Genomic DNA, 25,026 nt, shown 5'->3' on the forward strand with positions numbered 1-25,026 from the left:
GGCTGGGTGGGGTTTTCATACATCTACACTTTAAATTTTCTCTAACTCCCGAACGGTTGCACGGCATCGGTGAGCCCCGGATTTCACGATGTTACATCCGGGCTACAAGGTATCGATGAAATGCTCAACCTCTTGCAGATAAGGGGAGAAAGGTTAACCCCGATAGCCAGAAAATGCTCCTCCCCTTGCTAAGGGGAGGCTGGGTGGGGTTTTTGGGTTCAAAAACATAAAAAGCCCTATCGTGCTTAGCATGATAGGGCTCTGAAGATGGTGTTATCTCATTATTTTGTAGGGCGTTTTTCTCGCTTCACAAATTTTCCCCACCCTGGTTCACCGACAAATTCGCCTTTATCATAAACCAGACGACCTCGCGAATAGGTTTGAACCGGGTACCCTTTTAACTGAATACCTTCCCATATGGTGTGGTCGTAGTCGGAATGCATATTATCGACAGAAATCGTAAAATCAATTTGTGGGTCATAAATGACGATATCCGCATCTTTACCAACCGCAATACTGCCTTTATCGGCACAGCCAAAAATTTTTGCCGGATTACTTGAGCACAGTTCAACCACTTGATTATATGAAATTTTCCCTTCATTAGCAGCCGATAACATATAGGGATAGAGGTTTTCAATCCCGGCACAACCATTGGGAATCTTGGTGAAATCATCAATGCCCCAATCTTTTTCAAACGACTGGAATGGGCAGTGATCGGTTGCAACAACGTCAATATCACCGTTTTTGATCGCTTTCCACAACGCATCCTGACTTTCTTGACCTTTGATGGGAGGCGAACACACGAAGTTTCGACCATCATCGCGTTTATAGACATCACAGGTAAACTCAAGATATTGCGGACAAGTTTCAATATAGATATCACTGTTTTCTTTTTTAGCTGCAATGGCCGCTTCCAACCCTTCTTTATCCGCCATATGCACTAGATAGAGAGGGGCTTCAAGGTGTGTGGCCCAATGAACAGCACGTTTATCAGCTTCCGCTTCAACATATTCCGGGCGACTCAAATAGTGATACCAAGCTGACGTTTTGCCTTCGGCCAGAAATTTCTCGATATTGTAATCAATCAGATCCGGGTTCTCCGCATGCAAATTGAGCATGGCCCCTACTTCTTTGGCTTTCAGCAGTAACCGGGCAAAAACGCCGTCATCAACCATCATGCCTTCTTTTTTATAAACAAAGAAACATTTAAAACTGGTGATCCCGGACTCTACCGCCGACGCCATTTCATCTAAAATCGCGCCATCATTCAAATCAGTAATGATGCAGTGATACGCATAATCGACACAGGCCTCTTGCTCACAAATGGCTTTTTTAGAATCAATCACCTGTTTAATGGTCATCCCTCTGCGCTGCATAGGATAATCAAAAACGGTGGTTACGCCCCCACAGGCCGCAGCCCGCGTGCCGGCTAAATAGCTATCCGCAGAAGTGGTTCCACCAAACGGCATCGCTAAATGCGTATGCACATCAATGGCCCCTGGCAAGACTAATTTACCGGCCGCATCAACAACCTGAGCGCCATCTGCTGACAAATCAGCGCCGATGGCTACAATTTTGCCATCGTGAATTGCGACATCCGCTTGAACGGTATCGCTGGCGGTTACCACGGTGCCATTTTTAATGATTAAATCCATGAGGCCTCCTTATTCTGCATCTGCTTTTAACACGGCATTTAAGAGTACGGTGGCACCGGCAGTACACTGCTCCGGTGACGAGTATTCCAATTCACAATGTGATAAACCATCTTTAGATTGCACAAAGATCATCGTCGTCGGTAGCATATAGGCGACAAACTGCGCATCGTGTCCAGCTCCCGAGTGAACCATCTGATGAGAAACGCCACTTTCTTCTGCGGCGGCTTTCACAAAACTCACTAAGGTGTCATTCCAATACACTGTATCCCGGTTCCACATTCTGTCGACTTGACAGCGACATCCAGCCCACTGTTTATCGCCGCAAGATTTAACGACGGCTAAGACTTTATCCAACACTTCTGCACTTTCATGACGAGCATCGATACAAAAATCGACTTCATCCGGCACACAGGTATGCACGTTCGGATGGCATTCAATTTCACCGGTGGTGTACACCAAATCACCATAGCCCAGTTTATCGATTTCATCATGCAGATAACACAAAGCCTGAGACGCAGCATATAAAGCATCGCGGCGTTTCGGCATCGGGAAAGTCCCGGCATGCACGGTTTGACCATAGAAACGTAACCGGTAGTTAAACATGCCCAAGACACAATCAACGACTCCGATGTCATTGCCGGCATCTTCCAATATCGGACCCTGTTCAATATGGATTTCAAACATACACTTGTAGTGTTCAGGTGACAGACGATTTGCGGCATCCCCTTTAAAATCAGAAGCATCCAGGGCTTGTCCAAAAGTGGTCTGTTTATCCAGTACACTTTTGGATTGCAGCATATCTTCGTATTTGAATTTTCCTTTCACATCTTCGGGTAAATAGTCGTAACACACAATGCCTGATACCATCATCGCCGGTGGATACAACGAGCCTTCTTCATTGGTCCAAATCATCGCCGTCAACGGATGTTGATGCGGAATATTCTGTTCGACGACAGTTTCTAACACCTCCATTGCCGACATCACCCCTAAAATGCCATCATAATTACCGCCATTTTTGACCGAATCAGAATGGGACCCCATCACGATGCGTTTCGCATCCGCATCGCTACCAGGCAACGTCGCATACACGTTAGCCACATCATCGACTTCAATCGTGGCCCCGATCGCTTCCATTCTTTTGATGAATTCATTTCTAGCCAGCACATCTTCAGCAGACAAGGTATAGCGGGTAATCCCGCCATGCCCGGCATCCCCAAACTGACTAAACGTGGTTATCTTGTCGGTCATTCGTTCTAAGCTACATTGATACATTTTGCACCTCTAATTCTGTCTATAAAATTCCATTAGCCGCAGCAAACTCACCATGACTTACAATCTGCGGGCTGATCTGCCTAAAATATCGTTTGCCTGATCATGGGCGGTCGGCATGAACCACAGCGTTGCCTTGAATTTTCGTGTCGTTATCCCGATCCTGACGTTACGAGGGGCTAACTGCTTCAGCTTTCGCTTGAGCCATTGGGTTATTCGGGTGCTCGGTCCAGTTCGCATATTCGCGACGAACCACTTCACCCGTACGACGATCTACTTCACCGGGGGCTAAGGTGCGCATCGTAATGCAATTTTCAATAGGGCAGATCGATACACAGAGGTTGCAACCGACGCAGTCTTGTTCTTTCACTTCATAATGTCGTTCACCGTTCAGAGTCCGAGTAATCGCTTGATGGGAGGTATCCTCACAAGCGATATGACATTTGCCACATTGAATACAGAGATCCTGATCGATCACCGCTTTGCTAACGTGATTTAAGTTCAGGTAACGCCAGTCAGTTACCGAGGGCAATGCCTTACCTCGAAAATCTTCAATAGTGCGATAACCGGCTTCATCCATAAAGTTGGACAGGCCACTTACCATGTCTTCAACAATACGGAAACCATGGACCATGACCGCCGTACAAACCTGCACATTCGAACAGCCTAATGCGATAAATTCAGCCGCATCTTTCCAGGTCGAGATCCCACCGATCCCGGAGATCAACAGATCGCTGGTTTCAGGGGAACGGCCAATTTCAGACACCATATTTAAAGCAATGGGTTTCACTGCCGGGCCACAATAACCACCATGTGATCCTTTATCATCGGTATGCGGATTCATTCGCATCTGCTCAAGATCGACGCCCATCACGGAATTAATAGTATTGATGAGGGATACCGCATCCGCCCCGCCGCGTTTAGCCGCCTGTGCCGGATAGCGAATATCCGTAATATTCGGCGTGAGTTTGACGATCACCGGGATCGAGCAATACTGCTTACACCAGCGAGTCACCATTTCAATATATTCGGGAACCTGCCCAACAGCCGCCCCCATTCCTCGTTCACTCATGCCATGCGGACAACCGAAGTTCAGCTCAATACCATCGGCTCCGGTTTGTTCCACCAGCGGTAAAATAAACTTCCAGGATTCTTCGTCACAAGGCACCATAATCGAAACCACAACCGCGCGATCCGGCCAATTGCGTTTCACTCGGGCAATCTCTTCTAAGTTGATATCCAGCGTCCGATCGGTAATCAACTCAATATTATTGAGCCCCATAATTTTGCGATCTGGTGAACGCAGTGTGCTATAACGAGGCCCTTTAACGTTGACGACATGCGGATCCAGACCAAGAGTCTTCCAGACCACGCCTCCCCAGCCCGCTTCAAAAGCGCGTACCACGTTATACTCTTTGTCAGTCGGTGGCGCAGAAGCCAACCAGAAAGGATTGGGGCTGTGGATGCCCAAAAAGTTCGATGTTAAATCAGCCATTGGACACCTCTGCTTCTAAAATAGGTCGCTTCTGTTCATGTTGTTGGAGCTCGTAATCAATTGACTGTGCAGCAATCTTGCCAAGGCGTACCGCATCGACGGTTAAATCCAGTCCCCCCGTCACACAATCCCCTCCTGCCCAAACACCAGTAATGGAAGTTCGGCACTGCTCATCAACCGCAATGCGTCCCTGCTCCAGTACCGGATGCAGTGGACCCGACCAAGGCTGATAAGATTGCCCAATCGCTTTAAGCACCATATCGGCTTTGAAGGTAATGCGTTCGGCCGTATCAACCAGCTTGCCAGCGACTTGTTCTGTTTTAATAAATGACATACCCTGAAGCAGTCCATCCACCACAATGGCCTCTGGACGAGCCCAACACTGGATCACGACCCCATTCTCTCTGGCCCAGTTAATTTCATGTTCTGAAGCTTTAAACGAGCTTTCTCCACGGCGATACACCATCGTGACACTCTCAGCTCCCAGTTTTTTAGCCTGCACCGCAGCATCGACTGCGGTCATCCCACCGCCGATAACCACCACATGCTGGCCCACTTCCACTAAAGAGAGGTCATCCGCTTGCCGGATATCCGCAATGAAATCAATTGCCTCCCGAACAGAAGGAAGATCGGGTTCATCGATCCCTAAGGCATTCACCGCATTTAGACCCAATCCTAAAAAGACAGCATCAAATTCATCTTGCAGTTGCTCTAGAAAAATATCTCGGCCCAGTTGCTGTGAACAGCGCACGTCGATCCCACCAATGGATAGCAACCATTGGATCTCTTGCTGAGCAAACTCACTGGATGTTTTATAACGGGCCAAACCATATTCATTCAGTCCCCCGAGTTTCGGATGGGCATCGAATAGCACAATGTCATGCCCCTGACGAGCGAGTCGGTGAGCCACGGTTAATCCAGCCGGACCTGCCCCGACGACAGCAACCCGTTTTCCAGTTGCTGGTGTTCGCTGGAACAATGGTTTACCGGGATTCGCAAAGTACTGATCCGTTGCAAAACGTTGTAACCGACCAATTTCTACCGGTTTCTGTTCCTGAGCCTGACGCACACAGGCTTGTTCACACAAAACTTCCGTTGGACAAACTCGGGCACACATGCCACCGAGTTCATTAGCCGAAAGAATGGTTTCAGCGGCCCCTCGGATATTGTGTTCAGCAATCCGATGAATAAACTGCGGCACATTAATGTCTGCCGGACACGCTTTCATACAAGGTGCGTCATAGCAGTAGTAACAACGATCCGTTTCAGCCATTGCTGCTGCGGCCGTCAATGGTGATGGATAATCACAAAATTTCAGTTGATAGCTGGTGCTCGGGCATCCCGTTGCGCCCTGCTTCGTCACCTTGCTCTGAGGTGAGGTACGATGATTCATATATTGCCCCTTGGTCATCTTATGGCACAAAATCCTGACCAACTAGTTAGGATTAGTCTTATTAAAGCGATATCCATGCCAACCTGACCAAATGGTCAGAAATGTTTAAAAAAACAGCTATAGCGGGGAAAGTAGTGACAAATCAGGAACAAAGGATGGAGAGGGAAATGAGGTCATGCACAAATATTGTGCTTTTTTTGCTTATATAATGTGCAAAGACCCCATTTTTGAGGCGGATTTGGTCGTTACTCCGCGAGACCACAAGTACGAAAGAGCATGGTTAACACATGTTCAACAGCTCGTTCTTGCTGCTCAGGCGCATCAATAGACGTCCCGAGTACAGCATTAATCTGAACATCAAAATCGGCATACGTTTGAGTCATCGCCCACAATGAGAAAAATAGCTGCACACTATCAACTGGCTTAATTTTTCCTTCTCGGACCCACTCGTCAATCACCGCTGATTTTTCTGCTACTAACTCTTTTAATGTGGTATGCAGCAGCCCATTGACCACTTTGGCCCCCTGCAATAATTCATTGGCAAAAAGTTTTGAAGCATGCGGCCGTTCAAAGACCAAATGCATTTTCTGTCGAACATAGGCTTCGAGAGCCACTTTAGGATCGGCATCAGGATAGATTTCCGACATCGGATGCAACCATTCCGTCATGATGCGATCCAGCAAATGCAAATACAGATTTTTTTTGCTGGAAAAATAATAATGTAGATTGGCTTTAGGAAGCCCGGCTTCTTCAGCGATCTGAGCCATTGTCGTTCCCTTAAACCCATATTGAGAGAAGGCACGCTCAGCGGCAAATAAGATTAAATTTTCATTACTTTTACGGATCCGGCCTTTATTTGTGGAGGCAAGATAGTCCTCTTCATTCGCTAAATGCAAAAGATCGGTGACAGCATGGGGTTCAAAAATATCACTCATGATTTAGATTGACCTGTATGGATGAATGGGGACAGGTTTGTTGTGCAACAAGTATAATGATCGGCAGGATATTTGACAAAGGACCAATCCGGCTTGCACCGGATTGGCAAACAATTAAATTATTTTTTCATGGCCTGTTGCCAGACGATATGAGTCATTGCACTATCACCTGGATCTTTTTTGATCACAGCGCCCTGACCACTGTTTAATAACATTTGGATAGTTCGGTGATAAGCCGTCGGTTCCAAATACCCCATTTTATCGGTATTGGCATAAGTGATGAGCTTGGCTACGTTTTCCATCTGACGAGTCTGAACGTCTAGCATGGCCGCACCCGACATATCCTGAGCCACAACAATTTTAGCGGCCTCTTCAGGATGTTTCACGGCATAATCCCAGCCTTCAAAAGTCGCGGCTAAGAATTTTGCCATTTTCGCAACATACGCTGGATCTTTCAGCTGTGGCCCTAAAGCATACAAACCGTCTTCCAGTGTCGATACGCCTTCATCTTCATAAGGGAAGGTAATCAGCTGGTCCGTTTTCATTCCGGCATCGATCAACTGCCAGTATTCATTATAATTCATGGTTGAAATGCAATCGGCCTGACCACGCAACAACGGATCAACGTTAAAGCCTTGTTTTAAAATATGAATATCTTTACCGGGAGTTAAGTGCAGTTTCGCCATCCAGTTGAAAAATGGGTATTCATTACCGCCATACCAAACGCCAAGTGTTTTTCCTTTAAGATCGGCGGGTGTTTTGATCCCTGAAGATTTTTTACAGGTCAGCATCATTCCGGAACGATTATAAATCTGGGCAATGTTCACCAGTGGAACCCCCGATTCACGGGCGGCCAACGCATCCGGCATCCAGTCCACAATGACATCTGCCGAATGTCCGGCAATCACCTGAACCGGAGAGATATCCGTACCGCCAGGTTTAATCGTGACATCAACACCGTGCTCTTTATAAAAACCTTTCTCCTGCGCCACGTAATAGCCAGCAAACTGGGCCTGTGGAACCCACTTTAATTGCAATGTAACCTTATCGAGGGCATAGGCGGTGGTGGTGACCGATGCAACAACCATCGCTGCACACGCGCTACGCAACAGCCTTTTTAATTTCGTTTTTTTCATCATCCAATCTTCCCTTATATTTTTAGCACTGCACTCAAGATGCGTTTTTAAACACCCAATAAAACCGACTACCGGGGATCCTCCCCGACCCTGTCAGGCTTTGCGAATCGCCGGATGCCAGAAAGTAACCCGACGCTCCAGATACACAAGCAACGCATAGATCACGGAACCCGAAATAGAAGCCACGACAATCGCAGACCAGACGACCGGCATATGCATCCGAGCGGCTTCAACCGAAATGCGAAATCCCAGCCCCACGGTTGGCGAACCGAAGTATTCCGCAACAATCGCGGTAATCAACGCCAGCGCAGAGTTCACTTTCAATGCGTTAAAGATAAATGGCATCGCGGCTGGCAACCGCAACATTTTTAGAGTCAGCCAATAACTAGCCGCATAGGAATACATCAATTCCTGCTCTAATTTGTTGGTCGATTGCAATCCGGCTAATGTTGAAACCAGCGCTGGGAAATAGGTCACCAAGACGATAACCGCCGCTTTCGAAGGCCAGTCAAAACCAAACCACATCACAGCAATTGGTGCGACCCCAACCAAGGGGATGGTACTGGTTAAGTTGGCCAGCGGAAGGAAACCACGCTGCAAAAAGCTTGAGCGTTCAATCAAAATGGCACTTAAAATACCCAATCCGTTACCTAACAGATAACCAATCACCACAGATTTAATCACCGTCTGCACAAAATCAGCCCAGAGCATCGCCCCGCTGCCCGTCAGTGCTTGTAAAATCGCGGTCGGAGTCGGTAATAAAACCTGAGGGACCTGTAATACCGTGACAATAAACTGCCAGGCATAAAGACACCAAAACCCAAAAAGAGTCGCAATTAATAATTGCGGAATAGTTTGTTGCTGTTGTTCCACTAAATATTTCAGCGATAAATTAGCCAGTAATACTAAAGCAATAACATTAAACCATAGCATGATGGTATTATCGGTTACCTGGTAAGCCGCTTTTAATACAAAGAAGGCACTGACAAACGTAAATAGCTGAATAACTAATACATGTTTAAATTGAATAGCAACGAAACAACTATAAATCACTGTAATTAATAAACATAAACCAGCGATCAGCGATAACGAATGAATATGGGGTGTCATTGTACTAATATCTAAGCTCAGTGATTGAGTCAGACCAAGTAATGTAAAAATAAAAGCAAAAACAATTAACAAAGCCCCAGATTTATGCTGTCTCATGCCACTCTCCTATTTCGCATCACCCAATATTCGACAAAGCTCACCACTCCAGTCAAAAATAAACCCAGTAATGAAGCCACCACCAGCGCCGACCAAATCATCAGGGTATTCCCGTAATAAGACCCCACTAAAAGCCGCGCCCCTAACCCAGCTTGGGCTCCGGTCGGTAACTCAGCAACCATCGTACCAACTAGACCCGCAGCAATCGCCACCCGACAGGCCGGAAACAAATAAGGAAGTGCCGAAGGGAACCGGAGCAATGTCAAGGTATCAATAGGCGTCACCGCATATGTATGGAACAGCTCCATCTGTAACTTCGCCGGTGAACGCAGCCCCTGAACCATGGCAATGGTGATTGGGAAAAAACACAGATACATGGCGATCACCGCTTTCGGCAGTAACCCGGTGATCCCTAAGCTTCCCAGAATCACCAGCACAATCGGGGCTATCGCCAGTACCGGAATCGTCTGTGATGCCACAATCCAGGGCAATAACGCTCGGTCTAACATTTTAGAATGGATGATGATAATGGCTAATAAGATCCCAAGCACTCCGCCCATCACAAACCCGGTCAGCGCCGCTTCAGCCGTGACCCAAGCGTGATACAGTAAATTTCGCGGCGAGGTCACCGGCCATTGAGTCATACTGTTATAAACATCGATGATGATCTGATGCGGGGTTGGCAGCACGGGTCGAGACATATTCCAGGTCGCCGTGACCAACTGGCCAAATGACCAATCTGGAGGTAACACCCTAGATATCACCCCCTGAGCATTCATCGCAATGGCCAGTACATACCAGACTAACAGGCCAATCATCAACACAACCCCTATCGGGATACTGTGGCGACCAGCCATCCTCAAACTAATGTTCATGGTGCCCCTCCGATAATGCATCTCGCACCTGTTGTGCCAATTGGATAAACGCTTCACTGTCTCGTAAATCGGCGGTTCGTTCGCGAGGCAAAGGGGAATCAATAATCTTCACGATGCGTCCGGGACGAGGAGACATCACCACAATCTTGGTCGAAAGATACACGGCTTCAGAGATGGAATGGGTCACAAAGACTACCGTGCGCTGTTGCTCCCGCCACAAATCCTGCAACTGCTGGTTTAAATTGTTACGAGTGATCTCATCCAGTGCCCCAAACGGTTCATCCATCATCAGAATTTTTGGTTCAATCCCCAGAGCCCGAGCGATAGAAACCCGTTGCTGCATCCCCCCAGAAAGCTGCCACGGATATTTATCCTCAAAGCCGGACAAGCCAACTTTTGCCAATTGTTCTTTCGCAATACGATGGGCTTCCTGAGTGGGTTTTCGCTGAATAGTCAACGGCAACATGACATTCTCTAAAACAGTTCGCCACATCAGCAGAGTCGCAGCCTGAAAAACATAGCCATAAGCCCGAGCCTGACGAGCTTCACTAGGCGTCATATCATTCACCAGCACATCTCCGGAGGTAATCGGCTCCAGATCGGCAATCACTCGCAGCAAGGTCGTTTTACCACAGCCAGAAGGACCAATCAGCGAGACAAATTCTCCCTGACGGATGAGTAAATCGATATCAGATAGCGCATGCACCGGCTGATCGGCTGCCGGATAAATCACATTCAGCTGCTTAGCATGCACAACAGGCCGGGAAAGCTGATTCGGTTCTGGCTCTGAAGTGGATTCAGAGGTCAGAACCCGAAATGGTTGATTCATGGTGCGCTCCTTATAGTTTTATTTAATTCCTGACCATTTGGTTAACTTTCAACAAGCACAATATATGCCATGTAAAAAACAAGTCTATTTTCAGGAATAACTGTCATATTTCAGAATTAAAAAAGTGCAATCCAAATAATAAATCAGTAATGGTGCCCCATATTGATCAACTCGCTCCAACGTAGAGCAAAAAATGTTCAATTCTTATTTAGGGGGATAACGTTATATTTACCTTAAATAACTTTATATTATTGACTTGAATATAAAAAAGCCTGCTTATTCATTTAATAATAAGCAGGCTTTAATAAACTATATTTTTATTCGTTAGAAATTAAATCACTAAATTGAATATTTTTTAAGTGATTTATCAATCATTTCGATCCCCTGTGTCACTTCATCAGAAGTAATCACACAAGGAGGAACAATATGAATCCGATTTCCTGCAACAAATGGTAATAACCCCTGCGCCAGTAAATCGGCTTTAATTAATGCCATTTGCGCATCGGCTAATGGTGTTCTTTTCTGCGGATCACTGACCAACTCGATAGCCCAGAAGACCCCTTTACCCCGAACATCTCCGATCATGGCATGCTGACTTTGCAACTGCTGCAGCTGAGGAGCCAAAATTTCCTGACCAATCATCGCGGCATTTTCAACTACTTTTTCTTCCACCATGGCATCGATAGTCGCCACAATCGCCGCCATCGCCATCGGATGGCCAGAATAGGTTAATCCGCCCGGGAAATAATGATCATTGAAAAATTCACTGATTTTTTCCGAAATAATCACCCCACCCGCAGGGATGTAACCCGAGTTGACCCCTTTCGCAAATGAGATCAGATCGGGGATCACATTAAATCCATCCAGTGCAAACCATTCTCCGGTACGACCAAAACCCGCCATCACTTCATCTAAGATCATCACGATCCCAAATTCATCACACAGTTTGCGAACCCCTTGCAGATAGCCGGCGGGAGGTGTCAGGATCCCTGCAGTTCCCGGAATCGTTTCTAGCAAAATACCGGCAATGGCCTGTGGACCTTCCAGTTCGATAACCCGACGCAAATGCGCTAATGCTCGTTCACATTCCTGTTGTTCATCCGATGAATGGAATTCACTGCGATACAGATAAGGCTGGAAGAAATGTACATGCCCGGCAGCGTATTCATTCGGAATACGGCGAGGATCACCAGTGGCAACAATCGCACTCCCGGTATTGCCATGATAGGAACGATATCCAGAAAGAATTTTAGAACGACCGGTATAAATACGCGCCATCCGAATCGCATTTTCGTTCGCATCAGCTCCAGCATTGGCAAAAAAGACTTTTTTAAACCCTGCTGGTGCATGTTCAATGATTCGTTTCGCAGCTTCCCCACGTTTCAGGTTAGCGACAGCGGGCGCAATCGTAGTTAATTCCAGAGCCTGCTCACGAATCGCTTCCACAATTTTAGGATGCTGATAGCCAATGTTCACATTCACCAGCTGACTTGAAAAATCTAAATATTCTTTACCTTGATAATCCCAAAGTTTACAGCCTTTTGCTCCGGCAATAACCATTGGGTTCAATTGCCCCTGAGTCGACCATGAATGAAAAACATACTCACGATCTAATTGATAAACATGCTCGTTGGTCACCTTGGCCCCCTTCAATAAATCGATGCGTAACCCATCCCGTATCCCCCAATCATTATGGGTACGATGACGTTCGGTCACATTATTTAGTTACTCTGAGCTGTTGAGCGGTCATCGTTGAAATCGGTTCAAATCAAACGCATGTTGAACACGACCGGAACATGATTCGTCTCTAGTCGAATCAACAACTCGATGTTGTTCAGACTAGAAACAAATCGAAAGAATCAATAGAGCCAACCGATAAAAATAGATGTGTCAGATAAAGGTGTCTCGATATTTAGGGTATATTGGCTCTATGGCGTTGTGGGACGCTTCACTAAAGTGACTGAATCATCCCCAAAAGCAGGCCACATTTGCGATTTCTATAGGAGAATCACCATGAATGATGTTGTTTTCATTACCGGCGCAACCTCGGGTTTTGGACAGGCAGCTGCCTTGCGTTTTGCCAAAGCCGGTTGGTCGATCGTCATTACCGGTCGGCGAGAAGACCGATTACAAGCGTTGGCCGAACAATTAGCCCCGCAAGTCCCAGTTCATTATGCCGTGCTGGATGTCCGCGACGCCGATGCCGTTGCCGCCACAGTGAGCGCACTGCCAGAACCCTTTCGTGCCGTCAAAGCACTGATCAACAATGCCGGTTTGGCCTTATCCCCCAATCCTGCACAGAAAGTTGAATTATCGGACTGGCATACCATGATTGATACCAACGTCACCGGCCTGGTCAATGTCACTCATAGCCTGCTACCCACTTTAATTGAAACCGGAGCGGGTGCATCGATTATTAATATCGGCTCCATTGCAGGGCTTTGGCCCTATCCAGGCAGCCATGTCTACGGTGCCTCAAAAGCGTTTGTGAAACAATTCAGTTATAACTTACGTTGTGACCTATTGGGAACCGGAGTGCGAGTGACCGATCTGGCCCCGGGAATGGCCGAAACTGAATTTACATTAGTCAGAACCAAAGGGGATCAAGCGGCTTCAGATAAACTCTATCAAGGAACCACCCCCCTCACAGCTGAAGATATCGCCGAGCAGATGTTTTATATTGCCACTTTGCCGGATCATATTTGCATTAATCGCGTCGAAGTCATGCCTACTCGCCAAGCCTGGTCAGCATTTGCCGTTGATCGAGATTGATCGGTATTCCGACTCAGGGATCCCGCTATCGAGCAACTGTTGTTTCAGCCAGCGGCCCAAAGCAAGTGATGCTCCATCATCGCTTGCTGCTGATGAAAGCAGCAGATAGTGATTTCCCGATAAAATAAAACCAAATGGGGCGACGAGCCGCCCCTGTTTTAGATCGTCCGCAACCAGTGGATATGAACCGATAGCGGCCCCTAATCCATCCATGGCCGCCTGCAGACAAAAATAAAAATGATCAAAATACTGGTGATGCTGAGCTGCTTTTAACTCACTAGGGCTATGCGCCAGCCAATCTCGCCAAGCACTTTCCCGGGTACGGCTGTGTAATAAGCGGACAACCGTCACATCGTTCATCACTCGTTGCCAATACTCGGGAGCGAACACCGGCCCAACCCATTCAGGCACCAATATGTCTTGCTGATAATGTGCCGGGATCTCAAAATCATCACGGCGAATAGCCATATCAATCGGCTCATGATCCAATGTAACGGCCCCTCCGGCCGTCGACAGATGAACATCAATACCGCTCTGCTGCATGAAGTCCCCCAGTCTTGGCATCAGCCAGCGCATGGTCAGCGTCGGTTCACAAGAAACCGCCAGATGAGTTCGGGGATGTTGCCGCAGCTGATGCACACCGGACTCAAGCATCTCAAACGCCGCTTCGGTATATTGACGAAGCCGTTGTCCAAATGGGCTTAAAACGATTCCCCGACCTTGCCGCTCAAATAAGACGCCCCCCAAATAGGCCTCCAACTGTTTGATTTGCTTACTCACGGCACCATGCGTGATATGCAATTGCATCGCCGCTTGGCTATAACTGGAATAGTGAGCGGCTACATGAAACACATACAAAGCTTTGAGATGGCGCATCTGTGAATTTTTCTCACAAGTTAACGGAATAGATATCGATTATAAAATCTGAAAAGATCAATACAATAAAATCCTCATCCATTACTATTAATTCAAGGAATCGCTATGGCTTTTGCCAGCTTTGCATTATTTGGTTTACTTATTGTGATAAGCCCCGGAGCTGATTTTTTACTGGTCTTTCGCAATAGTGTTCGCTATGGGCGACGCGCGGGCCTGTTCACTGCACTGGGAATCGCATTAAGTGTCACTATCCACGTCAGCTATTCCATCACCGGCATGAGTCAGTTGATTTCTCAAACCCCTCAGTTATTTACACTGATCCGTTATGTCGGTGCCGCCTATTTAATTTATCTGGGGATCCGTAGTTTTATCGGCGCAAAACTCACACTCCCGGATTTAAAAGAAACACAACAGCGCTATCATGCCTTACAAATGCTCAGACAAGGCTTTTTATGTAACCTGTTAAATCCGAAAACGATCATCTTTTTTATTAGTGTCTTCGCGCAGCTGATGGCCGCCCATCCGGAGCAACTCCCTTTAGTAGCTCTCTATGGGATCTATATTGCACTGCTACACGGATTATGGTTTGCACTGTTGGCGCTGGGACTCACTGCAGCCAAGCTGGTGGCCTGGATTGAGCGCTTTAATCGCCAGTTAAATCAGCTCTGTGGGCTGGGACTAATGAGCTTTGGCATTATATTGTCACTCCCAGGAACGCTGTAACGAGCATCAACAGAAAAGCACATAGGCGGGTCTGGTCATACAAAACTTCGACACACATCGATGCATCTCTGTGGTCACTGAAACATCGCCATTCAAAATAACGGGAACCGATAACGATTGCCCCCACCACTTGGCTTACATGAGGCTATTGGAATATTCCAATAGCCCCGCCGTTTAAAAATCGCTCAGTTCTAAATACTGCCATCCAACGTCGTCAAAAATTGCCGAACTCGATCCGATTTGGGCTGAGTAAAAAATTGTTCAGGAGGCGATTGCTCGATCAGCTTCCCTTTCTCCAGAAAGACCACTTGGTCGGATACCGCCCGGGCAAAATCCATTTCATGAGTCACCACCACCATCGTATAACCTTCTTGCGACAGCTGCTTCATCACGGCTAACACTTCTCCCACCCGTTCTGGATCCAGTGCGGAAGTCGGTTCATCAAACAACAGGACATCCGGGCTCATCGCCAACGAACGGGCAATCGCTACACGCTGCTTTTGCCCTCCAGACAATGTAATCGGATAACTATCCTTCTTATCCAACATCCCTACTTTTTCCAGTTGCTGAATCGCGATTTCGGTAGCCTGTGCTTTGTGCATTTTTTTCACATGCAGCAATGACACCAAAACATTCTGCAATACGTTCAGATGAGGCCATAAGTTAAAACTCTGAAACACCATCCCAACACTTTCCCGAATCTTGGAGAGCTGCTTATTCGTCATCGGCTGATTATCTTCTCGAATACCAATGCGCTGCTGACCAATATAAATTTTTCCGCGTTCAGGTTGTTCCAGCCAATTCATACACCGTAACAAAGTCGATTTACCGGAACCGGACGATCCCAAAATACTGACCACTTCGCCCTGATTAATGACCAAATCGATATCCCGAAGGACTTCGATCCCATCAAACTGTTTGGATAAGTGACTGACGGTAATTGCTGCATTATCGGACATGCATAAATCCTCTTTTTTGTCCAAACACACTGAGTTTGCGCACCCCGAATTCAACGAGTAATCCCATGATCCAGTACAGGAAAATGGCCACAACGAAAGCTTTCATCGGAATAAAATAGGTCGCCTGCACACTATTGGCTGCGGCCGTTGTTTCCTGAACGGTGATGATGCACAAAAACGCGGTATCTTTCAGACAGATAATCAACTGATTTCCCATAAGTGGCAGCGCATTCATGGTCACATTCGGCAAAATAATATGCCGAAACACCTGATGATGACGGAATCCGTGTGCCACCGCCGCTTCGATCAGACCTTTTGGCATCGTAATTCGCTGCCCGCGCAAGATTTCGAAAAAGTAAGCACCGTGATATAGCCATAATGCGATCAAACCAGCGGTCTCTGCTTCCAAGCGGATCCCCATCTGAGGTAAACCGTAGTAAAGCAGATACGCAAAAATCAAAAATGGCAATGTTCTCATCAAACTGACAAAACTGATGATGCTTCGAGTTAGCCACCGATGTTGTCCTTCCAACAGGTACAATAAAAAACACCCCAGAATAAACGCCAAAATCGATGAACTTATAAACAGCGTGACAGTATTGATGAAACCATCGATATAAGTTTCTCGAGCCCCCCAGATAACAGCCCATTCATTCATATGGATGCTCCTTACACAGCCAGCCGATGCGCTTTTTTCTCAGCAACCGACTGTAATTTAACCAAAACGCCCACAATAACTATATAGATAAGCCCGGCCCCTAAAATCGGATAAAGTGGTTCATAGGTGACCGATGCAATCCGATTGGTCACTCGCGTTAAATCCACTAATCCGATAATGGCAATCGCCGGACTGCCTTTGATCAGAAATGACATTTCATTGACCAAGGGCGGTAAACTGACAGCGATAATCTGCGGCAGCATGATGTAACGAAAATAAACCCATGGAGTCATCCCACAGGCCAGAGCGGCCTCATGTTGATCGCGGGAAAAATTACGGATCGCCGAGCGCCAGATTTCAGCGTTAAAGGCCGCGGTATTCAGAGCCAACGACAAAATTGCAGCAACATGTTTTTCCAGATTAATCCCTAGCGACGGCAGGGATAAGAATAAAAATAGTACCAACGTAACCAACGGCGTTGATCGGGTAATGCTGATATACAATCCCAGAATCTGATCCACGAAAGGGATCTTTTTTTGCCGAACCAATGCAATGAGCAATCCCGTAGGAACACCGATCATAATCGAGACTCCCGAGATCCATAACGTGGTCCAGGCTCCTTTCAGTAATAATATCCAAGCATTCAGATCCATCAGCTTCATCTCCCCATTATTCATCAAACCGGCAGCTCTTCCGAGTCTGCCGGCACCTAGAACTTAAGAGGATTAATCGAGCCCAGCCAATTTGTGGAACTGGGCCACACTGGTAATGGCACCATCTGGAAGATTATCAAATGCCTGTCCAAACCATTTAATTTGCAGTTCTCGTAACCGCCCGGTTTCCTTCAGATGTTTGACAAAACCATTGAGAAAGGCGAGTAATTTAGGGCTGCTTTTCGGAACAGGCCACGCCACAAAGCCTTTGCCGGAAACCGCCTGTCCTTTAGCAAATACATTGGGATGTTTTTTCACCAAATCGTTGACTGAAATCACCGCGTTAATGACATAATCCAAACGACCATTCGCCAAGTCCGCATAGGCTTCAGGATAAGACTGATACTGAACCACTTTACCAAGTTTACCGCCGGTTTTTTTCAGCATAACTTCCAGCTCAGGAAGCCGAGCTAATAAGGCACTACCGGCTTGGATCCCCAACGTTTTTCCATTCAAATCGGCGACGCTGTTAATGCTTTTATCGCCGGCTCGTTTCACATAAAAATCCTGTGCTGAAGCCACTGGAGCGGCAAAGTTAAATACTTTCAGCCGATCATCCGTCAACAAGGCCCCGGTAATCGCGACGTCATACTGACCAGATGACACCGCAGCGAGCAGACCGGTCCAAGGCAAGATGCTCTGCTCAATTTTGAAATCATGCGTATATTTTTTTAGCTCATCCAGAATATCTTTATGAAAACCATCAGGTTTCCCATCGTTCATAAAGTTAAACGGTGCATAGTCATCTTCAGTGACCACTTTGAGCACACCGGTTTGTTTAATCTGATCTAAATCCGCAGCCTGCACCACACTGCCAGCCATGCTAAGCAACAAAGCACAAACTGCAAGCATGCCGCAGGGTTTGGTTAAACTTAGTTTCATATTTCACCTCAATGTGAGTATTAATCCGTAAATGATTGGGTCCCAATCATCGGCGTCTCAGTTCTGGTTATTTTCACTATTAATCGGAATATGAAGAATTAGATAGTGCCAATTTATCTGGAAATATGAGCCAGATGGGCCTTGAGTAAACTGGGTACAATAGTTGCATTTATAGTTAGCAAAGTAAGAATAAAATCGGGGATTGCGATGATTGAATGTTGCTTGCAAATTAATTTTGTGAAAGACCGTGGATTACAAGAGCAGCTTCGTGAAGCGTTGGTCACCGCCATTCTCGCTGGACGATTCATTCAGGATGAAGCACTGCCTTCCTGTCGCAGCTTGTCAGAACAACTCCGCATCTCAAGAAATACAGTGGCGCTGGTCTACGAAGGATTGTGTGCCGACGGCTACTTGATCAGTAAACCTCGCAGTGGTTATTACATTGCGCCGCAATACGATCCAGAACAGATGAAAGCGGAAAAACCGGTCGAGCTACCTCCAGAAAGTCAGGACCATGCACCAAATTGGGACAAACTGTTCAAAAAAAGTCCTAGTCATCTGCCCACAATCAATAAGCCATCGAATTGGATGAAATATAAATATCCGTTTATCTATGGTCAACCCGATACCACCCTGTTCCCAATGGAACAATGGCGTGAAGCGGCTCGGAAAATCACCGGAAGCATGCGGAATCATCATTGGCTTCATGATTTAATTGACCAAGACGCACCGATATTACTGACTCAATTACGAAACCATGTGCTTCCGAAACGCGGTATTATTGCCGATGATAGTGAGATCCTAATTACTCTGGGGACCCAAAATGCTCTGAGCTTGATCTCCCAGTTATTATTTCATCGACAAACACCGATTGGTGTGGAATCTCCCGTCTACCTCGAAGCCGTCAATGCATTCAGGCTCCAAAACGCACCGATTATCCCACATCAAGTGGATCAGGAAGGTCTGGTGTTAGGTTCTCAATCCCGCCAGTGTCGCTACTTTTATGTCACGCCCAGCCATCAGGCCCCAACTGGGGTGAGCATGAGTAATGCTCGGCGCAAACAGTTGTTCGAACAAGCCATCGAACACGACCAAATTATTATCGAAGATGATTTCGATTCAGATACGAACATCGAGCAACGCTCTAAACCAGCCTTAAAGGCCCATGACCGAAGTGGACGAGTAATTTATGTGAGTAGCCTCTCTAAAGCGCTCGCCCCAGGACTCCGGTTGGGCTATATCGTGGCGCCCACGGAGCTCATCGATGAGCTCCGCTCTTTACGCCGGTTAACCTATCGTCATCCGCCTTCGTACATTCAATATCAAATGGCTTATTTTCTATCTCAGGGCTATTACGAAACCTTCCTGAATCATTACCGGGAAAATTCGGCCTATCGCTGGGGACTCTTAAAACACGCTCTTGATAAACATCTCCCTCAGTGTCGCTATATTAATACCAAAGCCACCGCTTTTTGGGTTGAAGCGCCTCAAGAAGTCAATACCCAGCATTTAGCATGGCGAGCAGCCCATCAGGGTGTCCTTATTGAACCGGGGATTAATCATTTTCTGGAGCCTTCGGCTCCGAATAATTTCTTCCGGTTGGGATTCCATGCTATCGCTCCCGATAAAATTGAGTCGGGGATCATCACGCTGGCCCAAGCGCTGGAGCAGGAAATAGCCAATCACCGAAACCAGTAGTCTTACAGGTCATGTAACGCCGCCTTCTATGTTTCTATATATAGAAGGCTCATATTTGTGTGCATCAATTTTAACCCACTTCCTATCGCTTGCTGATTTTGATTGAGGGAAGCGACAACGCTTTCAGATCAAGCGAACAGCCATCGAACAACCATTCACGCGATCATTCCCATTTTGACATCAGTCATAGGGAAAGTGATCCAGATAGCAAATTCTGCAAAATTTTTATGCTCCAACACGGTCTTTTTTTTAGGTAACCGATTTGAATACCGGGTAGTGAATTCTATCTACATAATTATTCATATATAAAACCGATGCCCGTTATTTTATGCAGTTTAAATCACTAGAATCATCATTTAGTTTGGCTCAAAAAAATTTATCAGTTAAAAACTCTGTTAAAAATGTCACAAGTAGCAAATTAATCGTGCTAAAAATCATTCTTTGGCATAGATAACCCCTTTAAATGACTGTGATTTAACATAGATACATTCTTGATACAGATAAACCGAACATCTGACAATCCAATATATCGGAACACCCCTATAGATAAAAAAATCTAATGCGAAGCAATGAAATTTGATCGTTTGAAGCAGACCTTATCGATCACTACTATGAAGCTAATTTCTTAGAGAGGGGGAATCCACTATGACAACTCAAATCGCTCGCGTTGAACAGCGTAATCAAACACTGAAAAGCTTCACTTTGAAAGCAGTTGAATTACTCAATAGCTGGCATGAACGGCATCGTACTCGTCAACAACTCGCCAGTATGCCTGACTATCTGTTACGTGACATCGGATTAACCGAGCAGGATCGCCAACAAGAATTAAATAAACCTTTCTGGCAATAATCCGTACGCTTAATTCGGATTCATCCTACTTATGAAAACGGCACTCTTCAGGTGCCGTTTTTGTTAATCCCTGCTAGTATTCCCACCATTCATCGCTATCTCACACCATCATGACTGATTTTCCATCACCCTATAATTTATTAGTGATTCTCGGCCCAACCGCATCGGGTAAAACCGGACTGGGGATTGAACTAGCCCGGCAATATCAAGGGGAAATTCTATCTGCCGATTCTCGACAAGTATTCAAAGGCATGAATTTAGGTTCAGGGAAAGATCTCGATGAATATGCGGATGTCCCTTATCATTTAATTGATCTCGTAGACCCCGGAGCCGATTACAGCGTCTTTCATTATCAACGCGATTTTTTCTGTGCCTATACACATCTTTGTCAGCGGGGAAAACTGCCGATCATGGTCGGGGGAACGGGCTTATATATTGATGCCGTGATCCAAAACTATGCATTAAAAGAAGTGCCGATCAATCATTCGTTACGAGAACAACTGGCAACGCTAACTCTTGAACAGCTGCAAGAACAGTTGCTCCAACTTAAACCCGAACAGCATAATCAAACCGATCTACTCGTTCGCCCTCGGATTGTGCGAGCGATTGAAATCGCGCTGGCCGATCAACATCCTTCAGAGCCCACTCCGACCTATCCCACGATTGTGCCGCTTATTTTGGGGATCCAATGGCCTCGGAGTGAACTTCGTCAGCGAATTACCGCACGGCTAAAACAGCGCTTTGAATTAGGCATGATTGAAGAAGTAGAAACGCTCCACCAGCAAGGGATTGGCTATGATCGACTAGAGTTTTTCGGCTTAGAATATCGTTTCATTGCACACTATTTACAGGGCAAGCTAAACTATAACGATATGTTTCAAAAGCTCAACTCGCAGATCCACCAGTTTGCCAAACGGCAGGATACTTGGTTTCGGAAAATGCAGCGGCGCGGCGATCACATCCACTGGTTGGATGCCCATGAGGATCTGCTCTCACAGGCTCAAACCTATCTGGATCAGTATCATTTTAAATCACCGTTCAACCGATAATATAAAGCCATAATCAGGTGAGCACTGAGCAACAGAGCGGCCGCGACCGTAACAAACAAGGCCATCCAGCGATAAACAGGCGTTTGGTTATCGGCAAGCCACAGCGCTATCAGGCCAATAACCAACAGCAGTGTATTCAATAAAATACATTGGCGACAGCGTCCCAATTTGGCGAGGAACCAGTCTGATGAACAAGCTCGACAACTCATATTTGTTTCAACCCGAATTTGTCATACCGGATCATGTTAACACAATCCTCTGTTTTGGGGACTCCAATAGCTGGGGATACAACCCCAATAATGCGCGTCAATTGGAGCATCCTTGGCCTGTTTTATTGCAGCAGATCTTAGAACAATATCAACTGAAAAATGATAGCCAGTGCGGAAGAACCATTTATGCTTCACTCCCAGCCAAAGGATTAACGTGTGGCCAAGCCGCTTTTACTGAACATACCACAGCCCATACCCTGCTATTAATGATGTTGGGCACCAATGATCTGTGCTGTGACTTTGCTTTGAGCCCGGTACAAATTACAGAACAGCTGGCACAATTGGTATCCGGTTGGCCTACGCCACAATTAGTCATTATGGCACCGGCGCCCATGACAACGCTCTCGCCATTATGGTATCCCTATTTTGCCGGACGAGAAGAAGACTCATTTATACTAGCCAATCACTATCAACAACTCGCCAAACAGATCGGATGCGGTTTTTTTAATGTCGGAGACATTGCAACACCGGGTCAGGATGGCATTCATCTCTGTGCGGCGGGTCACCGATTGCTAGCGCAAGAACTGGCTGAATACCTGTTGCCGGAATCAACACCTCCCTGTCCAAATCTCCGGCTATCCTCATGATTCGGGCTCAAAAAGCTCTCTCGCAGTTCACAGCACACCGGACTATTAGATACAAAAAAACCATATGCCAAACATGACATATGGTCTTCCACGATGCAGGGCCCAACGCTAAATTGAGGCCCATTTGACACATATCGTTGAATACATCTAAAAATAATTTTAGATGTCGATTAGAACTGAATATCGCCTTTAAGAGTGGCAACCCAAGCATTGGCGTTATGGCCGGTTCCGCCGGGGTGATTCAAATATTGAATTTCAGGACGGATAGCAATGTAATTGGTCACTTGGACTTTATAATAACTAGCGAAGACAAACTGATCCGTTTGAATAGGTGTATTGGCAGTCATCCGATCTAAATCAGCTAAACGATCACTAAAGTGTAGATAAACGGCCCCAATGCCCCATTTATCTTTAGGACGGCATGCCAATGGGCCTTTGAAAGTTACCCCCGCAGCGAGTGACCGATCAACATTGTTAATATCTTTATCGTTGACAGTTTCATAAAGATATACATTCAGACCACGACTACTATCGCCACCAAAGGTCATCACCTGTTGATCGGCTAAAAAGTAGAATCCTGATTTACGTGAATGATTCTTGCCACTATGATAAATATCCTCACCACCGGCAGTATCCCACCAGTAACCGATTTTATAGGTTCCGGGCATTCCACCGATTGTTGGCGTCCAGCCAAATTCAACTGGCAACGTGATCCCATCGGTACCGGATGGATTCCCAAAGTTCCACCCTTGACCATTTTCCAACCAGCCTGGGTTATGTTGATAAAGACCGACTTTAGCATACCAGTCTTTGACGAATTCATATTTTAAAGTGCCCGCCCATTGACTGATCGGCCAGTTATACAATGAGTTGAAGTTACCGGATTGCGAACCACACAAGCCCAAATAAGCGAATTCACACTGGAATGAACCAAACTCATCACCAAATGACATACGGCCCAGTTTCATCTCCAACATATTCTGCAAGAAGTCTTCTTGATAGTAAAATTGGCTGATCCGAGTCACACGTCCCCGACCATAAACTTCCAGAGATTGCATCTGATCGCCAAGACCCGCTTTATCGTTAATATCTTGAGCCTGTCCACCACGATTCACCAGAGAAAAATGGAAGCTGGCATGAGGTAATCCGATCAATTTATCCAAATCGAACACCATACCCAGAGCCGTCTGGTCAACATAACTATAAGCGTGATCATCTCCCCCGCTTAAGTTACCGCCGGTTTCAAATGTATACCCGAGATTAAAATCGAACCCTGAATCGTGTAGCTGACTTCGCCACCCCAACAAATCACCCGTCAAATAATTATCGGCGGAAAAGTCGGCAGCCCATAAAGGAGCACTACTGAGAGAAGAGAATAAAGACGCAGCAATAAGTACTTTTGTTAATTTCATATACAACCCTCTTATTTTATTAACAAAATATCGAACAACACACGCTGTGATAATGCGGCTTCAGAATAACTCCAAAAAAGTTCCTTTAGACCAATGAGCTGTAACTTTTTATCCTGAAAATATTAGTTAATTTCATATCTGTGATGTGTATTATATTTTTAAAATTATTTTGTTCTAATTTTTTCATTAAATTATTCAATTAATTGCACTAAATTGTTATCAACCTGCACAAATTAGTTAGACTATCTATTTTTTGACAAATAACGGGGAAAACGCCTAGCCATTTTAAAATAAATAATCTGTGATCAAATATAAATAATTCAAATTCATAGCCACTATACTCGTATGCGCCAACTAGCGATTTCCTTTCCCAAGCGAGCGCTCATCATTACGATCCAAACGGGAAAATAACCCACAGAGGATCTACGCAGAAATCATTCATTTATCCGATGAATAACACTGGACACTCATCCACTCTTGCTCCTACGATAACCGCAGATCTCACTAGAAAAAGGATGCCTTATGATCATTCCGTGGCAGCAAATCAACGATGATACACTCACCAACTTACTCGAATCATATGCGCTGCGGGAAGGTACTGATTATGGCGAATACGAATGTCCGCTTGAGCAAAAAGTAGCAGAACTTCGCCAACAACTCGAAAAGGGTGATATAGTCGTCGTTTATTCAGAATTACATGAATCGGTCACGCTGATGCCGACTCAAGTTTTCAACGCACAACATACTACCGCGAAGGATTAGTTTAACGCCCGTACCACGTATTTG

General features: G+C 46.0%; 24 protein-coding genes. 7 read left to right on the forward strand and 17 right to left on the reverse strand.

Going from position 1 to position 25,026, the window contains the following annotated elements; genetic code table 11:
* Window positions 1–281: 281 nt before the first annotated feature.
* The 10 genes from hydA to ABUE20_RS06240 form a co-directional block, all read right to left on the reverse strand.
* Window positions 282–1,655: a dihydropyrimidinase gene (gene hydA / locus ABUE20_RS06195; protein WP_408618991.1), complete on the reverse strand. Its 1,374-nt coding sequence runs from the start codon at window positions 1,653–1,655 to the stop codon at window positions 282–284.
* A gap of 9 nt (window positions 1,656–1,664) precedes the next feature.
* Window positions 1,665–2,927: a Zn-dependent hydrolase gene (locus tag ABUE20_RS06200; protein WP_408618993.1), complete on the reverse strand. Its 1,263-nt coding sequence runs from the start codon at window positions 2,925–2,927 to the stop codon at window positions 1,665–1,667.
* A 166-nt stretch (window positions 2,928–3,093) separates the two neighbouring features.
* Window positions 3,094–4,419 (reverse strand): NAD-dependent dihydropyrimidine dehydrogenase subunit PreA, encoded by a 1,326-nt coding sequence (gene preA / locus ABUE20_RS06205; protein ID WP_408618994.1) that lies wholly within the window; start codon window positions 4,417–4,419, stop codon window positions 3,094–3,096.
* On the reverse strand, window positions 4,412–5,812 hold the full coding sequence (locus tag ABUE20_RS06210; RefSeq protein ID WP_408618996.1) for an NAD(P)-dependent oxidoreductase: 1,401 nt from the start codon (window positions 5,810–5,812) through the stop codon (window positions 4,412–4,414). The genes preA and ABUE20_RS06210 overlap by 8 nt, the downstream gene beginning before the upstream one ends.
* 245 nt (window positions 5,813–6,057) lie before the next feature.
* Window positions 6,058–6,747: a TetR family transcriptional regulator C-terminal domain-containing protein gene (locus ABUE20_RS06215; protein ID WP_408618998.1), complete on the reverse strand. Its 690-nt coding sequence runs from the start codon at window positions 6,745–6,747 to the stop codon at window positions 6,058–6,060.
* A 119-nt stretch (window positions 6,748–6,866) separates the two neighbouring features.
* Window positions 6,867–7,835, reverse strand: a complete 969-nt coding sequence (locus ABUE20_RS06220; RefSeq protein WP_408619063.1) for an ABC transporter substrate-binding protein — start codon at window positions 7,833–7,835, stop codon at window positions 6,867–6,869.
* 141 nt (window positions 7,836–7,976) lie between these two features.
* Complete coding sequence (locus tag ABUE20_RS06225) at window positions 7,977–9,089, reverse strand: ABC transporter permease (protein WP_408618999.1); 1,113 nt, start codon at window positions 9,087–9,089, stop codon at window positions 7,977–7,979.
* On the reverse strand, window positions 9,086–9,964 hold the full coding sequence (locus tag ABUE20_RS06230; protein ID WP_408619000.1) for an ABC transporter permease: 879 nt from the start codon (window positions 9,962–9,964) through the stop codon (window positions 9,086–9,088). Before ABUE20_RS06230 ends, ABUE20_RS06225 begins: the two co-directional genes overlap by 4 nt.
* Window positions 9,954–10,793: an ABC transporter ATP-binding protein gene (locus tag ABUE20_RS06235; protein WP_408619001.1), complete on the reverse strand. Its 840-nt coding sequence runs from the start codon at window positions 10,791–10,793 to the stop codon at window positions 9,954–9,956. Before ABUE20_RS06235 ends, ABUE20_RS06230 begins: the two co-directional genes overlap by 11 nt.
* 339 nt (window positions 10,794–11,132) lie before the next feature.
* A complete protein-coding gene (locus ABUE20_RS06240; RefSeq protein WP_408619064.1) occupies window positions 11,133–12,455 on the reverse strand; it encodes an aspartate aminotransferase family protein in 1,323 nt (440 codons plus the stop codon).
* Window positions 12,456–12,806: 351 nt separating this feature from the next.
* On the opposite strand from ABUE20_RS06240, the gene ABUE20_RS06245 reads away from it, so the two are divergent.
* Entirely contained in the window at window positions 12,807–13,565 is a 759-nt protein-coding gene (locus ABUE20_RS06245; RefSeq protein ID WP_408619002.1) for an SDR family NAD(P)-dependent oxidoreductase, read from the forward strand.
* Here the strand turns inward: ABUE20_RS06245 and ABUE20_RS06250 are convergent.
* On the reverse strand, window positions 13,539–14,441 hold the full coding sequence (locus tag ABUE20_RS06250; protein ID WP_408619003.1) for a LysR family transcriptional regulator: 903 nt from the start codon (window positions 14,439–14,441) through the stop codon (window positions 13,539–13,541). The two genes, ABUE20_RS06245 and ABUE20_RS06250, sit on opposite strands and share 27 nt — an antisense overlap.
* A gap of 105 nt (window positions 14,442–14,546) precedes the next feature.
* Between ABUE20_RS06250 and ABUE20_RS06255 the strand changes: the two genes are divergently transcribed.
* Window positions 14,547–15,164, forward strand: coding sequence for a LysE family translocator (locus ABUE20_RS06255; protein ID WP_408619004.1), 618 nt, complete (start codon window positions 14,547–14,549; stop codon window positions 15,162–15,164).
* A gap of 191 nt (window positions 15,165–15,355) precedes the next feature.
* Here ABUE20_RS06255 and ABUE20_RS06260 read toward each other — a convergent pair whose 3' ends face one another.
* The 4 genes from ABUE20_RS06260 to ABUE20_RS06275 all read right to left on the reverse strand — a co-directional run bounded on the left by ABUE20_RS06260 (window position 15,356) and on the right by ABUE20_RS06275 (window position 18,346).
* Entirely contained in the window at window positions 15,356–16,123 is a 768-nt protein-coding gene (locus ABUE20_RS06260) for an amino acid ABC transporter ATP-binding protein (protein WP_408619005.1), read from the reverse strand.
* On the reverse strand, window positions 16,113–16,781 hold the full coding sequence (locus ABUE20_RS06265) for an amino acid ABC transporter permease (protein ID WP_408619006.1): 669 nt from the start codon (window positions 16,779–16,781) through the stop codon (window positions 16,113–16,115). Before ABUE20_RS06265 ends, ABUE20_RS06260 begins: the two co-directional genes overlap by 11 nt.
* Before the next feature lie 11 nt (window positions 16,782–16,792).
* Entirely contained in the window at window positions 16,793–17,434 is a 642-nt protein-coding gene (locus ABUE20_RS06270) for an amino acid ABC transporter permease (RefSeq protein ID WP_408619007.1), read from the reverse strand.
* 72 nt (window positions 17,435–17,506) lie between these two features.
* The gene (locus ABUE20_RS06275) at window positions 17,507–18,346 is read right to left on the reverse strand and encodes a transporter substrate-binding domain-containing protein (protein ID WP_408619065.1); all 840 of its coding nucleotides are present in this window, start codon (window positions 18,344–18,346) and stop codon (window positions 17,507–17,509) included.
* Between the two features lie 237 nt (window positions 18,347–18,583).
* On the opposite strand from ABUE20_RS06275, the gene pdxR reads away from it, so the two are divergent.
* From pdxR to miaA, 3 genes are all read left to right on the forward strand, one after another.
* Window positions 18,584–20,074 (forward strand): MocR-like pyridoxine biosynthesis transcription factor PdxR, encoded by a 1,491-nt coding sequence (gene pdxR, locus ABUE20_RS06280; RefSeq protein WP_408619008.1) that lies wholly within the window; start codon window positions 18,584–18,586, stop codon window positions 20,072–20,074.
* A gap of 645 nt (window positions 20,075–20,719) precedes the next feature.
* A complete protein-coding gene (locus ABUE20_RS06285) occupies window positions 20,720–20,923 on the forward strand; it encodes a DUF1127 domain-containing protein (RefSeq protein ID WP_408619009.1) in 204 nt (67 codons plus the stop codon).
* 110 nt (window positions 20,924–21,033) lie between these two features.
* Complete coding sequence (miaA, locus tag ABUE20_RS06290) at window positions 21,034–21,972, forward strand: tRNA (adenosine(37)-N6)-dimethylallyltransferase MiaA (RefSeq protein WP_408619010.1); 939 nt, start codon at window positions 21,034–21,036, stop codon at window positions 21,970–21,972.
* On the opposite strand, the gene ABUE20_RS06295 is transcribed toward miaA, so the two are convergent.
* Window positions 21,945–22,181 (reverse strand): DUF3624 family protein, encoded by a 237-nt coding sequence (locus tag ABUE20_RS06295; protein ID WP_408619011.1) that lies wholly within the window; start codon window positions 22,179–22,181, stop codon window positions 21,945–21,947. The two genes, miaA and ABUE20_RS06295, sit on opposite strands and share 28 nt — an antisense overlap.
* Between ABUE20_RS06295 and ABUE20_RS06300 the strand changes: the two genes are divergently transcribed.
* Window positions 22,160–22,828 carry a GDSL-type esterase/lipase family protein gene (locus tag ABUE20_RS06300; protein ID WP_408619012.1) on the forward strand — a complete coding sequence of 223 codons (669 nt, stop codon included), beginning with the start codon at window positions 22,160–22,162 and terminating at the stop codon, window positions 22,826–22,828. The two genes, ABUE20_RS06295 and ABUE20_RS06300, sit on opposite strands and share 22 nt — an antisense overlap.
* Before the next feature lie 170 nt (window positions 22,829–22,998).
* On the opposite strand, the gene ABUE20_RS06305 is transcribed toward ABUE20_RS06300, so the two are convergent.
* Window positions 22,999–24,240 (reverse strand): carbohydrate porin, encoded by a 1,242-nt coding sequence (locus tag ABUE20_RS06305; protein ID WP_408619013.1) that lies wholly within the window; start codon window positions 24,238–24,240, stop codon window positions 22,999–23,001.
* Window positions 24,241–24,762: 522 nt separating this feature from the next.
* Here ABUE20_RS06305 and ABUE20_RS06310 point away from each other — a divergent pair.
* Window positions 24,763–25,002 (forward strand): YheU family protein, encoded by a 240-nt coding sequence (locus tag ABUE20_RS06310; RefSeq protein ID WP_408619014.1) that lies wholly within the window; start codon window positions 24,763–24,765, stop codon window positions 25,000–25,002.
* The last annotated feature ends 24 nt before the right edge of the window (window positions 25,003–25,026 follow it).

This window comes from Celerinatantimonas marina, from assembly GCF_046054165.1.
Taxonomy (GTDB): domain Bacteria; phylum Pseudomonadota; class Gammaproteobacteria; order Enterobacterales; family Celerinatantimonadaceae; genus Celerinatantimonas.